The 18,400-nt window shown below is 55.5% G+C and carries 18 protein-coding genes; 16 read left to right on the top strand and 2 right to left on the bottom strand.

What is annotated here, in order from left to right:
• The first annotated feature begins 14 nt into the window (after positions 1 to 14).
• The 5 genes from M3A44_01670 to M3A44_01650 all read left to right on the top strand — a co-directional run bounded on the left by M3A44_01670 (position 15) and on the right by M3A44_01650 (position 3,143).
• A complete protein-coding gene (locus M3A44_01670; protein MEQ6340376.1) occupies positions 15 to 755 on the top strand; it encodes a c-type cytochrome in 741 nt (246 codons plus the stop codon).
• Between the two features lie 211 nt (positions 756 to 966).
• Positions 967 to 1,560, top strand: coding sequence for a cytochrome c (locus M3A44_01665; GenBank protein ID MEQ6340375.1), 594 nt, complete (start codon positions 967 to 969; stop codon positions 1,558 to 1,560).
• Entirely contained in the window at positions 1,560 to 2,087 is a 528-nt protein-coding gene (locus M3A44_01660) for a cbb3-type cytochrome c oxidase subunit I (protein ID MEQ6340374.1), read from the top strand. The genes M3A44_01665 and M3A44_01660 overlap by 1 nt, the downstream gene beginning before the upstream one ends.
• Before the next feature lie 50 nt (positions 2,088 to 2,137).
• A complete protein-coding gene (locus M3A44_01655; GenBank protein ID MEQ6340373.1) occupies positions 2,138 to 2,683 on the top strand; it encodes a thioredoxin family protein in 546 nt (181 codons plus the stop codon).
• A gap of 1 nt (position 2,684) precedes the next feature.
• Positions 2,685 to 3,143, top strand: coding sequence for a hypothetical protein (locus tag M3A44_01650; protein ID MEQ6340372.1), 459 nt, complete (start codon positions 2,685 to 2,687; stop codon positions 3,141 to 3,143).
• Positions 3,144 to 3,200: 57 nt separating this feature from the next.
• Here M3A44_01650 and rimO read toward each other — a convergent pair whose 3' ends face one another.
• A complete protein-coding gene (gene rimO, locus M3A44_01645) occupies positions 3,201 to 4,532 on the bottom strand; it encodes a 30S ribosomal protein S12 methylthiotransferase RimO (GenBank protein ID MEQ6340371.1) in 1,332 nt (443 codons plus the stop codon).
• Positions 4,533 to 4,737: 205 nt separating this feature from the next.
• Between rimO and M3A44_01640 the strand changes: the two genes are divergently transcribed.
• Entirely contained in the window at positions 4,738 to 8,061 is a 3,324-nt protein-coding gene (locus tag M3A44_01640; GenBank protein MEQ6340370.1) for a CHASE domain-containing protein, read from the top strand.
• Between the two features lie 11 nt (positions 8,062 to 8,072).
• Here the strand turns inward: M3A44_01640 and M3A44_01635 are convergent, their stop codons facing one another.
• Entirely contained in the window at positions 8,073 to 9,443 is a 1,371-nt protein-coding gene (locus M3A44_01635; protein ID MEQ6340369.1) for a diguanylate cyclase, read from the bottom strand.
• A gap of 184 nt (positions 9,444 to 9,627) precedes the next feature.
• Between M3A44_01635 and M3A44_01630 the strand changes: the two genes are divergently transcribed.
• The 10 genes from M3A44_01630 to M3A44_01585 all read left to right on the top strand — a co-directional run bounded on the left by M3A44_01630 (position 9,628) and on the right by M3A44_01585 (position 17,923).
• Positions 9,628 to 10,884 carry a serine hydroxymethyltransferase gene (locus M3A44_01630; GenBank protein ID MEQ6340368.1) on the top strand — a complete coding sequence of 419 codons (1,257 nt, stop codon included), beginning with the start codon at positions 9,628 to 9,630 and terminating at the stop codon, positions 10,882 to 10,884.
• The gene (gene nrdR, locus M3A44_01625; GenBank protein MEQ6340367.1) at positions 10,884 to 11,357 is read left to right on the top strand and encodes a transcriptional regulator NrdR; all 474 of its coding nucleotides are present in this window, start codon (positions 10,884 to 10,886) and stop codon (positions 11,355 to 11,357) included. The genes M3A44_01630 and nrdR overlap by 1 nt, the downstream gene beginning before the upstream one ends.
• Positions 11,358 to 11,440: 83 nt before the next feature.
• Positions 11,441 to 12,514, top strand: a complete 1,074-nt coding sequence (gene ribD, locus M3A44_01620) for a bifunctional diaminohydroxyphosphoribosylaminopyrimidine deaminase/5-amino-6-(5-phosphoribosylamino)uracil reductase RibD (GenBank protein ID MEQ6340366.1) — start codon at positions 11,441 to 11,443, stop codon at positions 12,512 to 12,514.
• A gap of 6 nt (positions 12,515 to 12,520) precedes the next feature.
• Positions 12,521 to 13,183, top strand: a complete 663-nt coding sequence (locus M3A44_01615) for a riboflavin synthase (protein MEQ6340365.1) — start codon at positions 12,521 to 12,523, stop codon at positions 13,181 to 13,183.
• Between the two features lie 6 nt (positions 13,184 to 13,189).
• Entirely contained in the window at positions 13,190 to 14,296 is a 1,107-nt protein-coding gene (gene ribBA, locus M3A44_01610) for a bifunctional 3,4-dihydroxy-2-butanone-4-phosphate synthase/GTP cyclohydrolase II (protein MEQ6340364.1), read from the top strand.
• Positions 14,297 to 14,339: 43 nt separating this feature from the next.
• A complete protein-coding gene (gene ribE / locus M3A44_01605) occupies positions 14,340 to 14,819 on the top strand; it encodes a 6,7-dimethyl-8-ribityllumazine synthase (GenBank protein ID MEQ6340363.1) in 480 nt (159 codons plus the stop codon).
• Positions 14,816 to 15,322 (top strand): transcription antitermination factor NusB, encoded by a 507-nt coding sequence (gene nusB, locus M3A44_01600; GenBank protein MEQ6340362.1) that lies wholly within the window; start codon positions 14,816 to 14,818, stop codon positions 15,320 to 15,322. The genes ribE and nusB overlap by 4 nt, the downstream gene beginning before the upstream one ends.
• A 3-nt stretch (positions 15,323 to 15,325) precedes the next feature.
• The gene (thiL, locus tag M3A44_01595; protein MEQ6340361.1) at positions 15,326 to 16,297 is read left to right on the top strand and encodes a thiamine-phosphate kinase; all 972 of its coding nucleotides are present in this window, start codon (positions 15,326 to 15,328) and stop codon (positions 16,295 to 16,297) included.
• The gene (locus M3A44_01590; GenBank protein MEQ6340360.1) at positions 16,294 to 16,788 is read left to right on the top strand and encodes a phosphatidylglycerophosphatase A; all 495 of its coding nucleotides are present in this window, start codon (positions 16,294 to 16,296) and stop codon (positions 16,786 to 16,788) included. The genes thiL and M3A44_01590 overlap by 4 nt, the downstream gene beginning before the upstream one ends.
• A 64-nt stretch (positions 16,789 to 16,852) precedes the next feature.
• Entirely contained in the window at positions 16,853 to 17,923 is a 1,071-nt protein-coding gene (locus tag M3A44_01585; GenBank protein ID MEQ6340359.1) for a glycosyltransferase family 4 protein, read from the top strand.
• The last annotated feature ends 477 nt before the right edge of the window (positions 17,924 to 18,400 follow it).

Here is an 18,400-nt window from a genome sequence, read left to right as displayed (position 1 = left end):
AGGGTGTCTTTAAGATGAAACGTGTAATAGTTTCGACTGCGGCGGTACTTATGGCGGCAATGTTGCCATCGGTAGTCATGGCAAGTGTGGCGTGGCCCAAGGGTGACGGTGATCTTGCCAATGGTAAAAAGATTTTCACGGAAGGCAAGGGCAGTGTTCCCGCGTGTAATTCATGCCACGGTCCCGAAGGGCTGGGCGACGACAACATGGGTACACCCCGCATCTCCGGTCAGTTTTATAATTTCCTCTTGAAGCAGCTGGAAGATTTCGCAACCGACAAACGTACCGACACAACCATGTTCGTCATGAATACTAACGCCAAGGGTCTGAGCGAGCAGGACCGCAAGGATGTTGCGACTTACTTGGCGAGCCTGCGCAAACATGGTGACACCAAGGTCTCCAACCTTGAAGAGTTGAAGGCCGCAGGTCAGGTGGTTGGTTTGCCGCACAAGGGTAAGTCGCTGGTCGAGTGGGGCGGGAACGAAAAGGGCATTCCTGCCTGTAAGGCATGCCACGGATATAACGGCATGGGCGCCCCGCCGGTTTTCCCCATGATTGGCCAGCAGCGTTATGTGTATCTTGTCAATCAATTGAAGAAATGGCGTGATGGTAGCCGCGCCAATGACCCGAAGGGTGCGATGCGGGCTGTCGCGCAAAAGATGTCCGATGATGACATCAATAACGCAGCTGCTTATCTGGCGATTACCTCATTCTACTCCAGCGGCAATACGCGCCACGCTTACGATCCGCACTAAACCGGCGTTCGCTGGTTTTCATCAGAGTTATCTAGGGGTGGGGATGCTTCCTCACCCTTAATTTTAAGTGGGTCGACGGAACTTCACGCCTGCGGTTTTGTCTCACTAACGTCGCCTTGTCGCTTGGTTACATTTTCTGGCGGCGCGAATCACACGCAGTGTGTCCGCGGTGCTTGGTGATTTCCGATACTTTTAAAGGCGCTAGAATCACATGAGCAAACAACGTCTCAAGTCCGGCGAAAAGATACTATTCAGTATTTTTGGCGCGTTTTTTATATTGGGGATCATCGCATTCATTGCCATGGAAGTAGTACGCTCGCGCTCCGATGCCCCGATGTTTACCGTAACCACCCACTTCGATTTCTCGCCGGTGGGGCTGGAGGGTTCCGCGATTTATCGTGAGGCTCGTTGTAACTCCTGTCATCGGGCGTTGCGCAATGGCACAAACATGGGCGCGAGTCTCGATGGCATTGGCTCCAAGCGTTCTTTACAATGGATCGAAAGTTTTTTCATTGATCCGGAAAAGACTTATGGCGGACCGACAGTCGATCATGGTTTGCCACCTAAAGAAGCTGCCTATGTATCATCGTTGCCTAAAGAGAATCTCCATAAAATCGCCGTCTTCCTTTCGGAGCTGAGAGCGGATCGCGGCTCCGCGGCTGCTGCCCAGCCCCCGAAGGAACGCTCTGGCTTTATTGATGGAATGGTGGGAGCCTTCGCACCGGAAACCTGGAAGGATAAATATCAAGATATACGCGACAAGCCACAGGGTAGTGGCCCTGTCGGAGAGGAACATCAGCACTAATGAGCAATAATGAACCTTGGCTGCATGAGAACGAAATAGAATATAAGCGTTATACATTATGGTTTTTTTATGCCTGCGTAATATATAGCTTGATTGGTTTTTCCTGGGGTGTGGTAGTAGGCATGCTGCCGGACCTGCGGGATTTTATTAATAACCGCCCCCATGCGCATTTGATCATGCTTGGTCATGGGCATATCAATTTGCTGGGCTGGGTGGAGATGGCCATTTTTGGGTCTGTGTACTTCATTGTGCCGCGCTTGGTGAAGCGGCCCATTTTTAGTCTAAAATTAGTGAAGGTTCATTTCTGGACGCACAATCTTGGGCTGTTGGGTATGGTGGTGTTTTTTGTCGCCGCAGGCACAATGGGCGGGCTGGCGAGCATGGATATGCCGCCTGACGAAGTTAAAACGATCGTAAAGCCCTTCATGATATTGGTTGGCGTGTTTGGCTCAATAGTATTGCTGGCCAATTGCATTTGGGCATACAACATCTTTCGCACATGCTCGGGATGGAAAGAGCGTCAATGAAAACGACTGGCGGTCACGGGGGCAATCATATCGGCAACCGGCGTTACGCCTTGAAGGGCAGCGCGCAGCCTCCCCTCCGGTGGACAAGCACCCTAAAGGGCACAAGTATCGCCTGTGCGTTGTTTGTTGGCTTGATGCTTGCCGGGTGTGACGGGGGAAATAACAAGGACACCCTGTTGGTCGGCCAGAAAGCGCCCAGTCTCAGGACCAAGACACTGGCGGATGTTGGGGGGGATTTTAGCAAGATCACCAGTTATCGCCAGCCCGATGAACGGATGTATCAGTATTCGATTGACGAGGCTCTTAAAACAGGGAAGCCTATTGTTCTGGAATTTGCCACGCCCGGCCATTGCACCGTGTGCGATGTGCAGTTGCAAATGTTAAAATCCCTGCTTACCAAATATGAATCTCAAGTGCTTTTCCTGCATATGGATCAATATCAAAATACCGAAGCTTTTATTGCCTTTCGCGTAAAAGGTGACCCTTGGACGTTTGTGATCGACAAAGATGGCGTGGTGCGGTCGAAACAGCCCGGACGTATGTTGTATGGTGAGCTTGAGGCGGCCATTACCCGCGTTTTGCCGGTGAAGGGTTAGTATGGCGGAATCAGAAAAGCGTTACGTCCTGGTTCAGGACCGCAAGGGCATGACCTGGGATTTGCTGCTGTACGCACCGACTGTGGTATTCCTCGTGGCGATCGCCCTTAAAGTATGGTTTGGACCGAACCAGAGTTGGGCGTATCTGTTGGTTTTTATGGCCACTTTTTTTCTACTGACAGGCGCCAACCGCATCCTAAAAACCCGCTTGATGATATTACCGGCGGCGCCGGTTGCCATTGATATCGGCAAGCAGCGTGTACGCCTGGAGTTGCGCAGCGGTACGCAGGTGGAGCTGGTGCAGGGTGTGCGGTTTTTTGCGGATTTTGCGGGTAAGAGTTTTGCCTTGACCGGGCTGGATTTGTCCGGCAAAAAGCAGCAGTATGTTTTTCACCTGGGACAGTTCGCCGACGAGTCTCAGTTCAAGGACGCCAAGTCGTTCTTGCAGGTTTATAAGTAGAAATAGACCTATAAAAAGCAGTTAGCCACAGAGTTCTCTCTGTGGCTAAAGGTTGTTTTATCCTGAACTCTTTCCCTTGATTTTGCCCCAAAGGTCATGTTCGTCAGCGCCGATAATTTCCACCTCCACGAATTCTCCTGGGCTTAGCCCCCCCGCATCTTCGATATACACCTGACCGTCAATCTCCGGCGCATCTGCGGCTGAGCGGGCGATTGCACCTTGATCCCCAACTTCGTCCACCAGTACCTTGAACGTTTTTCCGATTTTGTTTTGCAGTTTTGTGGCGCTGATTTCGGCTTGGACAGCCATGAATCGTTCCAGGCGTTCCTGTTTAATCTCTTCAGGGACCGGGTTCGGCAAAGCGTTGGCGCTAGCGCCTTCCACGGGGGAATAAGTAAAGCATCCGACACGATCCAGCTCGGCTTCATGGAGGAAATCCAGCAGATATTCGAAATCATCCTCCGTTTCCCCCGGAAAGCCGACGATGAAGGTGCTGCGTATCGTGATGTCTGGGCAAATGCTGCGCCATAGCTGTAGCCGTTTCAGAGTGTTTTCGCTGTTGGCGGGGCGTTTCATGGCCTTGAGTATGCGGGGGCTGGCATGCTGCAAGGGGGCGTCCAGGTAAGGCAGGAGTTTGCCTTCGGCCATGAGGGGAATGAGATCGTCGACATGGGGATAGGGGTATACATAATGCAGGCGTATCCATGCGCCGAGATCTCCCAGCGCATCTGCGAGCGCCGTGAGGTGGGTCTTGAGAGGCCTGCCCTTCCAGAAACCGGTGCGGTATTTTGTGTCGACGCCATAGGCGCTGGTGTCTTGCGAGATGACCAGCAATTCTCGTACACCCGCATTGACCAGATGTTCGGCTTCCTGCATGACTTCGCCTATGGGGCGGCTCACCAGGTCGCCGCGCATCGAGGGGATGATGCAAAAACTACAGCGATGGTTGCATCCCTCGGATATTTTCAGGTAGGCGTAATGTTTTGGCGTCAGCTTGATGCCCTGGGGCGGTATCAGGCTGGTGTAAGGGTCGTGTGAGGGTGGAAGGTGCTTATGCACGGCATGCATGACTTCCTGCATGGCGTGGGGGCCGGTGACGGCCAGGACGTGGGGGTGCGCCTCCCGGATAACGTCTTCGCGCGCGCCCAGACAGCCAGTGACGATGACCTTGCCATTCTCCGCCAGTGCCTCACCAATGGCGTCCAGCGATTCCGCTACCGCGCTGTCAATGAATCCGCAGGTGTTGACGACCACCAGATCGGCATCCTGATAAGAAGGCGAGATGGCATAGCCTTCGGCGCGCAACTGGGTGAGGATCTGTTCTGAATCAACGAGAGCCTTGGGGCAGCCGAGGCTGATAAAGCCAACTTTGGGTGAGGCCTGTGTCATGTTAGTTGCTCATCATTCATTACGATAGTGGGTTGCCACGGTACGCTGGGACGGTGCTGCTTTCCAGTGTGGGGCGGATTGATATGGCGTTGGATATGTGCCGGATTATACCCTTATTACTATTCGATAGCCGCATTTGTAATCAGCGGCGCTAAAATTGCATTGGAAATCATTTGGTCGGAATTTTGGCGGGAATTTAGTGCCTATGCCTGGTAGCAGTGACAAGAATGAGAGGATGCGAGGTGGCCTCATCGCCTGGATGGTGCTGCTGGTATGCTTGTTGCTGACTGTTTGGGGATGGATTGTGTCGAGGGAGAACGCCCTGGAGCATGGCCGCCTGTATTTTGACGGGCAGGCCAATGAGATGACGGGGGCTATAAAAAGCCGCATGCAGGCTTATGAGCAGGTGCTGCGTGGTGGGGCGGCTTATTTTGCTGCCTCAAGGTTTGTTGAGCGTGACGAGTGGCATACGTATGCCACAGGCTTGGATTTGGCAAGAAGCTTTCCAGGGATTCAGGGGGTCGGTTTTGCCAAGCGAGTTGCTTTGTCGGAAAGGGATGCTCATGAGCAAACCGTGCGCGCTGAGGGATTTCCTGAATATAGTATCAAGCCGCAGGGCGGCCGCCCCGAATATTATCCGATCATTTATCTAGAACCGTTTGCAGGGCGTAATCTGCGCGCGTTTGGTTTTGATATGTATTCCGAAAGTGTGAGGCGTGCCGCCATGGATCAGGCACGGGATACAGGGTTGGCTGCGATTTCGGGAAAGGTGATGCTGGTTCAGGAAACAGATCAGAATCAGCAGGCCGGCTTCCTGATGTATTTGCCTCTTTACGCCAGCGGGCAATCTAATGGCATGCCGGCCGAGCGCCGCGCGGCAATGCGGGGATTTGTCTACATTCCGTTTCGCGCTAATGATTTGATGAAGGGCATCCTGGGCCGGCAATGGCCAGATGTCAGGCTTGAAGTATTTGACGGCAAGCAGGCCACGCCAGAAGCGTGTTTGTACGGAGAGGCTCCGGAGAACCAAGAAAATTACTCTCCTCTTTTTACGCAAACAGCATCAATGGATGTGGGCGGGCATCCATGGACATTGCGGTTTTCCTCCAGCCCAACTTTTGATGCGAATATCGATCAGCAAGAATCGTGGATAATCTTGGTTGGCGGGGTGGTTTTGAGCATCCTGCTGTCAGCAGTTATTTGGATATTGTCAACTTATCGAGTGAGAGCGCTTGCTCTGGCAAGCCGCATGACAGGCGAGTTGAGGAAAAATGAGGCCGTATTGCGCGAGACAACGGCTTTGCAGCAAGCCATCCTTGATAGCGCGAATTTCGCGATCATCTCGACTGATCAGAGTGGAGTGATCAGTACTTTCAATGCCGCAGCCGAACACATGCTGGGATATGCCGCGCAAGACCTGGTAGGTAAATGCACGCCGGCTATCCTGCATGATCCTGATGAGGTTGCACGCCGTGCCCGGTTGTTGAGCGCAGAACTGGGTGCCAACATTGAGCCTGGGTTTGATGTGTTTGTCGCCAAGGCACGTCTGGGTGAGGCGGATGAAAACCAGTGGTCTTATATTCGCAAGGATGGTGGGCGTTTCAAAGTAAACTTGTCGGTGACAGCCTTACGTAACAGCCAGGGCGATGTTACAGGTTTTTTGGGGATTGCTTACGATGTTACAGAGCGTATGCGGATCGCGGATGATCTGAATAGGTTTAAACATGCCTTGGATAATACGCTCGATATGATTTTCATGTTTGAACCGGACAGTCTGCGTTTTGTTTATCTGAGCAGGGGGGCGGTGGAGAGTATGGGTTATGCGCGTGATGAGTTACTGGCCATGACGCCCTATCAAATCAAGCCGCTAATGCCGGAGCCTATATTTCGCGGTGCGATAGCGCCCATGATTTCCGGCGAGAAGCAGTCCATGCAGTTCGAAACGGTGCATCGTCACAAAGATGGTCATGACTTTCCGGTCGAAGTATTTTTGCAGTTAGTGAAAACGGAGGACGTAAAAGGATTGTTTGTCGCCATCGTGCGTGATATTACCGAGCGCAAGAAGGTCGATCTGATGAAGAATGAGTTTGTTTCCACGGTCAGCCATGAATTGCGAACCCCGCTGACCTCGATACGCGGTTCGCTTGGACTGCTCGCGGGTGGTGTGGCCGGCGAATTGCCTGCGCGAGCCAAGCCGCTGATCGATATTGCCTACAAAAACAGTGAACGGCTGGTGCATCTCATCAACGATATATTGGACATTGAAAAGATTGAGTCCGGCAAGATGACGTTCGATATGCATCCGCAAGCGTTGATGCCGCTCATCGATCTCGCGCTGGAGTCAAATCATGCCTACGGTGAGCAGTATGGCGTGAAATTTGAGTTGGTTGCGGCACTGCCGGATGTCAAGGTCAGCATAGATAGTGACCGCCTGATGCAGGTCATGTCCAACCTGCTTTCAAACGCGGCGAAGTTTTCCCCACTGAACAGCCGTGTTGATATAAGTGTGGAACGGCATGGCCCGATGATCAGGGTGTCAGTGACCGACCAAGGCTCCGGCATTCCCCCCGCCTTCCGGGACAAAATTTTTCAGAAATTTTCCCAGGCCGACACGTCCGATACACGCCAGAAGGGCGGCACCGGCTTGGGTTTGAGCATCTCGAATGCGATTATCGAGAAAATGGGCGGGCAGTTTGCGTTTGACGTGCAGCGTGATGTTGGCGCCACGTTTTATTTTGATTTGCCGGAGTGGCGGGAGGAAGGTGTGGCGGACAGTGGTAACGTTGTTTCTTCGCCTCTGCGGGTTTTGGTCTGTGAAGATGATCCCGATGTGGCAGCATTTCTCGAAGTGATGCTGAAGGGGGGCGGTTTTGATGTCGATGTTGTGCATGATGCGGCGCACGCCAAGCAGATGCTCAGCGTGAATCGCTATACCGCGATGACGCTGGATATCGGTTTGCCGGATCAGAATGGCGTGTTGTTGATCCGTGAGCTGCGTGACCAGGAGGCTACGCGGGCATTGCCTATCATTGTCATATCAGCGCAGGTCGAGCAGGCCCGTGAGGAGATGAATGGCGGTGGTTTCGCCGTGCTGGATTGGCTCAGCAAGCCAATTGATCAGGGGCGGCTTCTGGGCGCATTAAAACAAGCTGCGGAGAGCGGTGGCAATCACAGGCCGCGTATTCTGCATGTTGAGGATGACCCTGATGTCCGGCACGTGGTCTCTACCATGGCGCAAGATATTGCTGATTTTGATTATGCCGGGAATCTGCGGCAAGTGGCCGACAAGCTCGAACGGCAGCGCTATGATTTGATTATTCTTGACCTGGACTTGCCCGATGGCTCGGGCTGGGATGTGCTGCCGCTGCTCAGCATGCTGAATCCCCAGCCTCCGGTGGTGATATTTTCAGTGCAGAATGTCGCAGCCGAAGATATACACAAGACGGCCGCCGCTTTGGTGAAGTCTCAGGCCTCGAATCAGGAGCTGGTCGATACGTTGAGCGCGCTGATCAAGCAAAGTATTCAGTGAGTTCCTGATCGTTAGTCAGCATGCGCTGACGGACTGTCTGGAGTGGCAAGACTGGCGGCGATATGCGCGCCTGACGCGGCATCCACCTCCAGCCGGTTGCGCCCCAGATGTTTTGCCCGGTATAGCGCGCTGTCGGCGCGTTCAATCAAGTTGCTGGGCGTCTCGCCGGGTTTGTGCAGTGCAATGCCAGCGGAGAACGTGGGCATGGGCAGTGCCGCGTTGCCATGCATGTAGGACGATTCAGCGGCGCGTTTTTGCACCTTTCTCAGGGCGTGCATTGCGCCTTCACTGTCCGTATTAGGCAGCAGTATGGCGAACTCTTCGCCGCCGTAGCGCGTCACCATGTCGTGGTGGCGGAAGGTTGATAACACGTTGGATGCAAAGCTACGCAACACTTCATCACCCGCTGCATGGCCGAGTTTATCGTTGATGGATTTGAAGTCATCCAGGTCAATGATGGCCAGTGTGAGTGGATTGCCATAGCGCTGCACGCGCGCCACCTCGTCTTCCAGCCGACGCATAAAGGCGCGTCGGTTAGGTAGGTTCGTTAATTCATCGGTGAGGCTGAGCAGATGCACCCGGGTAAGCTCATCGTTTAGTTGCTGGGTGTCGGACTGAATGGTTTTCAGGTGATTGTGGGCGCCTGAGAGTTGCTCTCCCAATGCGCGATTGCTATCCAGGATATTTTTTGTTTCATTTACGAGCATCTGCCTGAGCGTGTTGAGAATTGTGATGCTTCCCGCCCGTTGCAATCTTCCTGAAGCGATTTCCAGGCGCACGCTGAATTCTTCATTCTGGTGGATGGCGTCCACAATTTGCCCGGCGAGGGTCTCTTGAATCTCCTGCATGCCTTTGTGCTTGGCATCGAGATGTTGGCGATAGGCTTGATCGACGCGTTGTGCGACATGCAGTGGCGCTGGGGCTTCGTGTGTTGTATGGGCACGCTCTGGGGTAGTCTCAGCAGCCTCCTCGACGTTGACGCCAAAATCTTCCAGCAGAGGACTCAATGCCTCTATCAAGGTCTCCGTGATTTCCCGATGGTTACGCCTGATATCAGTTGCATAAACCTCGATGTAGCGGCGTAAAGCGGCAAACTCGGATGCCAGTAGTGGTGGCATAAGGCGCATTTGCACCAGCTTGATATGAGTGCGCAGTAGCGAGTCGGCGGGGAGTTGTTGCGCATAAGCATTCAGCAGAGTGCCCAGCAGGCTGGCATAGGCCCGCGCGGACTCTGTGTGCGTGGCTTCGCTTTCTTCAAGAATATGTCTGATATGCTGATGAACAACGGCGCCAGTTCGGGTCCGCTTGAAATCGTCCAGCAGGAGGAGGACTTTTTGGGGTGCGGGTGATTCGGATAATTTTGATATTGTTTCCGCCGACATGGATTGCCTCTTGATGTGTGTATTCAGTCCGATGTTCCACGCCCCTTGTGGCAAGCCGGATCACATTAAAAATATAACATAAATAAGCTCTTCCATCATCCAACGCTAAAATGGCAAATGCGCAATCCATGCAAATCGGGTATGATTGAGGGCTATTTGAACAGATTTCCAACAGGTGAGTCGGATGTTTACGCAAAAAATGACCATTGCCGGTTTTGATGATGAGTTGTGGGCTGCCATGCAGGCCGAGGTGGTTCGCCAGGAAGAGCATATCGAGCTGATCGCCTCAGAGAATTATGCCAGCCCGCGCGTAATGGAGGCGCAAGGCTCTGTTTTAACAAATAAATATGCTGAAGGTTATCCCGGTAAGCGCTATTATGGCGGTTGCGAATATGTCGATAAGGCTGAGCAGCTTGCTATTGATCGTGTAAAACAACTGTTTGGCGCTGATTATGCCAATGTCCAGCCGCATTCCGGCTCCCAGGCCAATGCCGCCGTGTATATGGCGCTGCTCAATCCCGGCGATACCATCCTGGGCATGAGCCTTGCCCACGGCGGTCATCTCACTCATGGTGCCAAGGTCAATTTCTCCGGCAAGATTTACAACGCCGTGCAGTATGGTCTGGATGTCGCCACGGGCGAGATCGATTACGCACAGGTGGAGGCTCTGGCGTTGGAGCACAAGCCGAAGATGATTGTTGCCGGCTTCAGTGCCTATTCAAGAGTGGTTGACTGGCAGCGCTTCCGTGCTATTGCCGACAAGGTGGGTGCGTACCTGTTCGTCGATATGGCCCACGTAGCTGGACTGGTCGCTGCCGGGGTTTATCCCAGCCCGGTGCAGATCGCCGATATCACTACCTCGACCACGCACAAGACCTTGCGTGGCCCGCGCGGTGGCATCATTCTGGCGAAGGCCAATCCCGACATTGAAAAGAAACTCAATTCGATGATATTCCCGGGCATTCAGGGCGGCCCCCTGATGCACGTCATCGCCGCCAAGGCGGTGGCCTTCAAGGAGGCGCTGCAGCCCGAATTCAAGGTGTACCAGGCCCAGGTGGTCGCCAATGCCCGCGTCATGGCAAAGGTGATGATCGAGCGTGGCTACAAGGTGGTTTCCGGCGGCACCGATAATCATCTGTTTTTGGTCGACCTGACCGGCAAGGAAATCAGTGGGAAAGAAGCAGAAGAGGCATTGGGCGCGGCGAACATCACCGTCAACAAGAACAGCGTTCCCAATGACCCGCGCTCACCGTTCGTCACCAGCGGCATCCGTATCGGCACCCCGGCGGTGACCACCCGTGGCTTCAATGAAGCCGAGGTTCGCGTCTTGGCGGGCTGGATCTGCGATGTTCTGGATAATGTGAGTAATGCCGCTGCCATCGAGCGCGTCAAGCATCACGTGCTGGAGCTGTGCGGGCGGTTTCCCGTGTACGGCAAGTAATGCGCTGCCCCTTTTGCGGCGCTGACGACACCAAGGTCATCGACTCGCGGTTGGCGAACGAGGGTGCCGTGGTGCGCCGCCGCCGCGAGTGTCTCACCTGTGCCGAGCGCTTCACCACCTTCGAGACGGCGGAGCTGGTGATGCCGCGTATTGTGAAGCGCGATGGCAGTCGTGCTCCTTTTGATGAGGGCAAGCTGCGCGCCGGAATGTTGCGTGCGCTGGAAAAACGTCCTGTGCCCACAGAGCGGATGGACGACGCCATCAATCATATCAAACACCGCCTGAGCACTGCGGGTGATCGCGAGGTCAATTCGCGCGTGCTGGGTGAGTGGGTGATGGATGAATTGCGCCAATTGGATCAGGTTGCCTATGTGCGGTTTGCCTCGGTGTACCGCAGCTTTCAGGATGTAAATGCTTTTCGCGAGGAGATAGCGCGGCTGGAGCAGGAAGCGCCGTTGTCCTCCGAACGTTAGCAGGGCGTGCCGTGCGCACCCTTCATTAAATTTTCACCGGTATGCCGCAATTCCCTATGAATTGTCAAAGCGATTACCAATGGATGGCCCGCGCCCTTCGGCTCGCCAGGCGCGGCCTGTACGGCGCTGATCCCAACCCGCGGGTTGGGTGCGTGCTGGTGCGTGACGGCGAAATCGTCGGTGAAGGTTGGCACGAACGGGCAGGCGGCCCGCATGCGGAGGTCCACGCCCTGGCGCAGGCTGGCGAACGCGCATGCGGCGCGACTGCCTATGTGACGCTGGAGCCCTGCTGCCATCATGGCCGCACCCCGCCCTGCGCCGATGCGCTGGTTGCGGCCGGCGTGGCGCGGGTGGTGGCGGCGATGGTGGATCCTAATCCAAAGGTTGGCGGTGCGGGACTGGCGCGGCTCGTGGCGGCGGGCATCGCCGTCGAAAGTGGTCTGATGCAGGCCGAGGCCGAGGCGCTGAATCCCGGTTTTATCATGCGTATGCGCCTTGGCCAGCCGTTCGTGCGCTGCAAACTGGCGATGAGCCTGGATGGGCGCACCGCCATGGCGAACGGCGAGAGCAAATGGATCACTTCCGGCGCGGCGCGCCACGATGTTCACCATTTGCGCGCCCGCAGTTCGGCAATCATGACGGGCGTCGGCACGGTGCTGGCGGATGATCCCGCGCTGACAGCGAGGCTGGACGACGAGAGGATCCGGCAGCCGTTGCGCGTCGTGCTGGATACCCATTTGCGTACCCCGCCGCAGGCGCGTCTGCTCGATGCGCCGGGGCGCGCGCTGATTGTGACGGCCTCGCGGAATCAGGTGTTGCATGACAGGCTGGCGCGGGACAATGTTACGGTTGTAACGCTGCCTGAACAGATCAATGGCATTGATCTGCCTGCCGTGATGCGCCATCTCGCGGCACTGGAGGTCAATGAGGTCCTGCTGGAGGCGGGTCCTACGCTGAGTGGGGCCATGTTGCGGGCAGGGCTGATCGACGAGTTGATCATCTATATGGCCCCGCACCTGATGGGTGATGCTGCGCGCGGCCTGTTTCATTTGCCGGAGTTGGTGGGCATGGATCAGCGCATCGCGATGGATATCATCGACATCCGTGCAGTAGGGAAGGATTGGCGGATTACTGCTAAAGTTGTGGGAGATTCGTAGCTCATCATGTTCACAGGCATCATACAAGCCATAGGCACGGTTGCTGCCCTGGAATCCATGAGCGCCGATCTGCGTATGCGTATCGCAGCGGGAAAGCTAGACCTTTCCGCTGCACGGATCGGTGACAGCATCGCCGTGAGCGGTGTGTGTTTGACGGTGACGAGTTATACAGGTGACGGTTTCTGGGTAGACGTGTCCGGCGAGACGCTGGCATGCACCACGTTTTCCGAATTGAAGCAGGGTAGCCGAGTGAATCTGGAGCAGGCGTTGACGCCCACTACGCGCCTCGGTGGCCATCTGGTGAGCGGGCACGTGGATGGTGCGGGAACGGTGGTGAGGCGCGGGGAAGATGGGCGGTCGGTGCGTTTTACTATCAGGGCGCCGGATGCGCTGGCCAGGTACATCGCGGAAAAGGGTTCGATTTGTGTCGACGGCATCAGCCTCACGGTCAATGCCGTGAACGGCGCAGAGTTCGATCTCAATATCGTGCCTCATACCCTGAAAGAGACGACGATGGATGAATTTACCGCAGGCAGACGCGTCAATCTCGAAGTGGATGTGTTGGCCCGGTATCTTGAGCGGTTGCTACTGGGCGAGCGTGCCGCGCAGCCGGGGAGTGCGGGGATTAGCCGCGCCTTTCTGGTAGAGCATGGATTTGTTAAAAGCTGAGTTGATATGTCCGTAAGCACCACCCAAGAGATTATCGAAGACATCCGCCAAGGCAGGATGGTCATCATTATGGACGATGAGGATCGCGAGAACGAAGGCGATCTGGTAATGGCCGCGTCGTGCGTGCGCGCCGAGGATATCAATTTCATGGCGCGTTACGGGCGCGGCTTGATCTGTCTTACGCTGACGCGTGAGCGCTGCGAACAGTTGCGCTTGCCGCTGATGGTAAGCGATACCAACGACAAGCATATGACCAATTTCACCGTGTCCATCGAAGCCGCCGAGGGTGTGACGACGGGCATCTCCGCTGCCGACCGCGCCGTCACGGTGCGCGCCGCGGTGGCGCCGGATGCCAAGCCGTCGGACATTGTGCAGCCGGGGCATATCTTTCCAATCATGGCGCAACGCGGCGGCGTGCTGACGCGTGCCGGGCATACCGAGGCAGGTTGCGATCTGGCACGGATGGCGGGGCTGGAGCCGGCCTGCGTGATTGTCGAGATTCTCAACGAAGACGGCACCATGGCGCGCCGCCCCGAGCTGGAGAAGTTTGCGCTGGAGCATAAATTGAAGATCGGCACGATTGCCGATCTGATCCACTACCGGCTGGAAAATGAAAAGACCGTGGCGCGCGTCGCCGAGTGCAATCTGCCGACTGAGTATGGCATGTTCCGTCTCCTGGCCTATCAGGATGCCATAGACCAGGAGTTACATTTGGCGCTGGTGCTGGGCGAGGTGCGCGCGGAACAGCCCACGCTGGTGCGCGTGCATATGCAGGATACACTGTGCGATGTGTTTGATACGCGGCGCGATGATTGCGGCTGGCCGCTGCGCGATGCCTTGCGGCGTATAGCGCAAGAAGGCGCCGGCGTGGCAGTGATGTTGCGCAAACCGGAAAAGGGCGCTGACCTGGTGCGGCGCATCAGGGATTATCAGCTCAAAGATAAGGGTATACACTTGCCGAAACCGGCAGCGGGGATTGATTTGCGCACCTATGGCGTGGGCGCGCAGATTCTTGCCGATATAGGCGTGGGCAAGATGCGGATATTAGGCGCGCCCAAGAAGGTGCATGGGCTGGCAGGATTCGGCCTGGAAGTGATCGAGTATGTGCAATAGGCCTTGAATTGGCCCATATTTTTTAAGCAACGAGTCATAAATTATGAAAAACATCAAAACCATCGAAGGCGATTTCACTGTGCGTGGCGCGCGCTTTGCGATTGTTGCCGGGCGCTTCAACAGCTTTATTGTCGAGCACCTTGTCAATGGCGCGGTGGATGCCCTGTTGCGCCATGGCGCCACGGAGCAGGATATCGACGTGGTGTATGCGCCAGGTGCGTATGAACTGCCGCTGGTGGCGCAACGCATCGCCGCAGGCAAGCGTTACAACGCCATCATTGCCGTGGGTGCGGTGATCCGCGGCAGCACGCCACACTTCGATTATGTCGCCGGTGAATGCAGCAAGGGGTTGGCGGGCGTCGCCATGCAGCATAACCTACCGGTGGCCTTCGGCGTGCTGACTGTTGACACCATCGAGCAGGCCATTGAGCGTGCCGGCACCAAGGCAGGAAACAAGGGTGTGGACGCGGCAATGACCGCCATCGAGATGATCAATCTGTTGCAGCAGATCGATAAATCATGACGCAGCCCATAGAAGAAAAAAAGAATGCGTCCGCACGGCGCGGGCCAAGCAGATTGCACCCTGGCCACGCCCGTAGCCTGGCGCGTCACCGCGCCGTACAGGCCCTCTATCAATGGCAGGTGACCGGCCAGAATGTCAGCGACATCGACAGCCAGTTTGTTACCGAGCATGACATGAAAAAGGCCGATGTGGCCTATTTTCAGGAGTTGCTGCATCAAGTGCCCGCGCACCTGGACGAGCTGGATGCGCAATTCGCCTCCCTGCTCGACCGCCCCATTCCGGAACTCGATCCCGTGGAGCGCGCCATTCTGCGCATCGGCGTCTACGAGCTTAAATTCCGTCTTGAGATACCGTATCGGGTGATCATCAACGAAAGCGTGGATCTGGCCAAGGTATTCGGCGCCGATCAGAGCCACAAATATGTCAACGGTATACTTGATAAGGTCGCGCGCAAACTGCGCGCAACTGAAATGCAGATGAGGGCAGGGCCGAAAGGCGGATAGACCATGCCGCTATCAGAGTTCGATCTTATCAATCGCTACTTTGCCCATCATGGTGCTACGCGCTCAGATGTGGTGCTCGGCATCAGCGATGACGGCGCGGTGCTGCGTGTGCCGCCCGGCAGTGATCTGGTGGTGGCGATGGATACCATGGTCTCCGGTGTGCATTTCTTCCCCGATGCCGATCCTGCTGCGCTTGGTTACAAGGCGCTGGCCGTCAACCTCAGCGATATGGCCGCGATGGGCGCCGAACCCGCGTGGGCTACCCTTGCGCTCACCCTGCCGCAGCCCGACGAGGCCTGGCTGGCCGCCTTCAGCGCGGGTCTGCTTGCTCTGGCCGGGCAATACGGTGTGCAACTGGTCGGCGGCGACACCTGCCGTGGGCCGCTCACCCTGACCGTGCAGATGCACGGTTTTGTGCCGGAAGGCATGGCGCTGCGCCGTGCAGGTGCGCGCCCTGGCGATGTGATTTATGTCACCGGCACACTGGGTGATGCCGCCTTGGCCTTGCGTGTCCGGAGCGGCAGCGCGGAAGAGTTGTCGCACGCCCATGCCGCCTTTCTTGCCGAGCGGCTGGAGCGCCCCACGCCGCGTATCCAGGCAGGGATGGCCTTGCGCGGCATTGCATCTGCGGCTATCGACATATCCGACGGTCTGGCCGCCGATCTCGGCCACATCCTCAATGCCAGCGGCGTTGGCGCGACGGTGAAAGTCGAGCATATGCCGGTGTCCACCGCCTTCACCGTAATGGCAAAGCACAAAGAGCGGTGGAATTTGCCGCTCTCCGGCGGCGATGATTATGAGTTATGCTTTACTGTTCCCCCCGAAAAGCAGGCGGAGGCCGAACAGCGTCTCGCCCGTTTTCCCGGCGGCTGCACACGCATCGGCGTGATCGAAAGCCCGCACGGTCTGCGTAATCTGCTCAACGGTGAGGTCTTTGAGCCCACTGCCAGCGGCTACCAGCATTTTAGTGCTTGAGTGCCGTGAAAAAACCTCATGTCCCCGCCAGCATTTGGTCGAACCCCATCCATTTCGCCGCCTTCGGATTCGGCGCGGGCGCGATAAAAGTTGCCCCCGGCACCTTCGGCACGCTGGTTGGCATCCCCTTTTATCTGTTGTTGCAACACCTGCCGCTCACCGGATATCTTGCCGTCACCGCCGCATTGTTCGCGCTAGGCATCTGGCTATGCCATGTCACCACGCATGACCTCGGCGTGCATGACCACCCCGGCATCGTGTGGGATGAAATCGTAGGCTACCTCGTCACCATGGCCGCCGCCCCGCCGGGGTGGCTATGGGTGCTGATAGGATTTGGCCTGTTCCGCCTGTTCGACATCTGGAAACCTTGGCCGATTCATCTGCTTGACCGTCACGTCAGTGGCGGGATAGGGGTTATGATTGATGATGTCGTGGCGGGGGTGTATGCGTGGGTGGTGATGTATGGGGTTGTGGTGGTTGTTGGTGTGTAAGGCTCCAATGCTACGCTCTGGTGTCGCGACATCGCCCGAAATACACAATCGAATGGATAAAGTGATGAAGATTCATTTTATATTTCCCTTGGCGAGATCCAACTGGCCTCTTGTTCAGTTATTGCAAAAGGCGATTCCCGAGGCTTCATTTGATTGTGGCGGTTTGTCTGGGCTTCGCTATCAAAACCGCATTCAGTTGGCTCTTAAGCTGCCCAGATTAATATGGTTTGCATTCCGGAGCGGACGAAGGATTGCTCGGTGGGATGTGCAGCCTGATCTTGTTTGTGTCAGTTCCGATATGGAGCTGATCGGACTTGTAATAGCCCGGCTCATATCCCGAAAACGGTTTCCCATAGCCTTAATGGGATTTATATACACCACACGTGAATCAGCCATCATAAGCGCAATACGATGGCGTTACTTTAGGGCTGTGTTATCGCAAGCCTTGGGGGTGATATGCTTTTCGAAATTCGAGCAGCAGTACTATTCTGAGCTTTTTGGTTTAGAGCGCACCACGTTTATCTCAACCCTGTTTGGTGGCGTCTTTAACAAGCCGGACGACCTGGAGCCAAGCAATTCCGGGTACGTGCTGTCAGCTGGCCGCTCGGGGAGGGATTACAAGCGGCTTTGTGAGGCAGTCTCGCAGCTTCCAATACAAGCACATATCATTTGCGACTCCGCCTTCGCACTTCAGGAGGTGAAGCATCCTGCAAATGTAACGATACTCCGGCAATGCTATGGCCGTGACTACATTAAACAACTCGCTGGCGCGGATATTGTGGTGCTGCCACTTAAAAATGAAAAGACATCTTCCGGCCAGATGGTGCTTCTCGATGCGATGGCGTTAGGCAAGCCAGTAATTATTACGAAAACAGCCACAACTGTGGAGTATGGTGAGCATATGAATACCCTGTACTTCATAGAGCCTGATTCAGCTGATGAATTACGTTCCGCTATTAATTTCCTTATGGCGGATCCAAGTCTGCGATCAAGCATCGGGAATGCGGCCAGAGCACATTATGAAGCGCACCATTCGATTCAGCCTTTTGTTGGCGGTTTGGTTGGCGCAATCGAGCAGATTGTGAGCAAACATCAAGGAGCGGCCCCGGGGCTTGGGTCATCCCGTAGCTCGTAGAATGCAGGTAGAATAAAACAGTGGCAAAAGAGCCTGTCTGTATTTTCTCTCTGGTGATATCCTGTGAAAATACTCTGGTCAACCAACCCACGGCGGGATCGTCCCACTTTTCATAACTGCATCATCAAGGAGCGAGAAACATGAGCAAAGGCGTCGACAGCAAGAAGGAAACCAAGAAACAGCCGGCCAAGACCATGAAAGAAAAAAAGGCCGCAAAGAAGGCGAAGAAGGAAACTAAGGGCTTCTGAGGCAATGCCCACCCCTTGCGCGCAAGGGGTGGGCAGCGCGCAAGGCGGATAGGCAAGTTTGGCGCGTGTGCGGTATTTATCCCGAAAACGGTGATTGGCCGCTCGATTTTTAGTTAATTATTTGTTTTTCATAATCTTTATGATGGTTTGTGGGTTCGCCTGCTTGGTGGTCCCGCTACATTGTGCCCTTGACGGGTATGGGGTGGATTACGCGATTTTCAGTATTTTG

This window comes from Gammaproteobacteria bacterium (assembly GCA_040183005.1).
Taxonomy (GTDB): domain Bacteria; phylum Pseudomonadota; class Gammaproteobacteria.
This window is presented reverse-complemented; position numbering and strand designations above follow the sequence as displayed.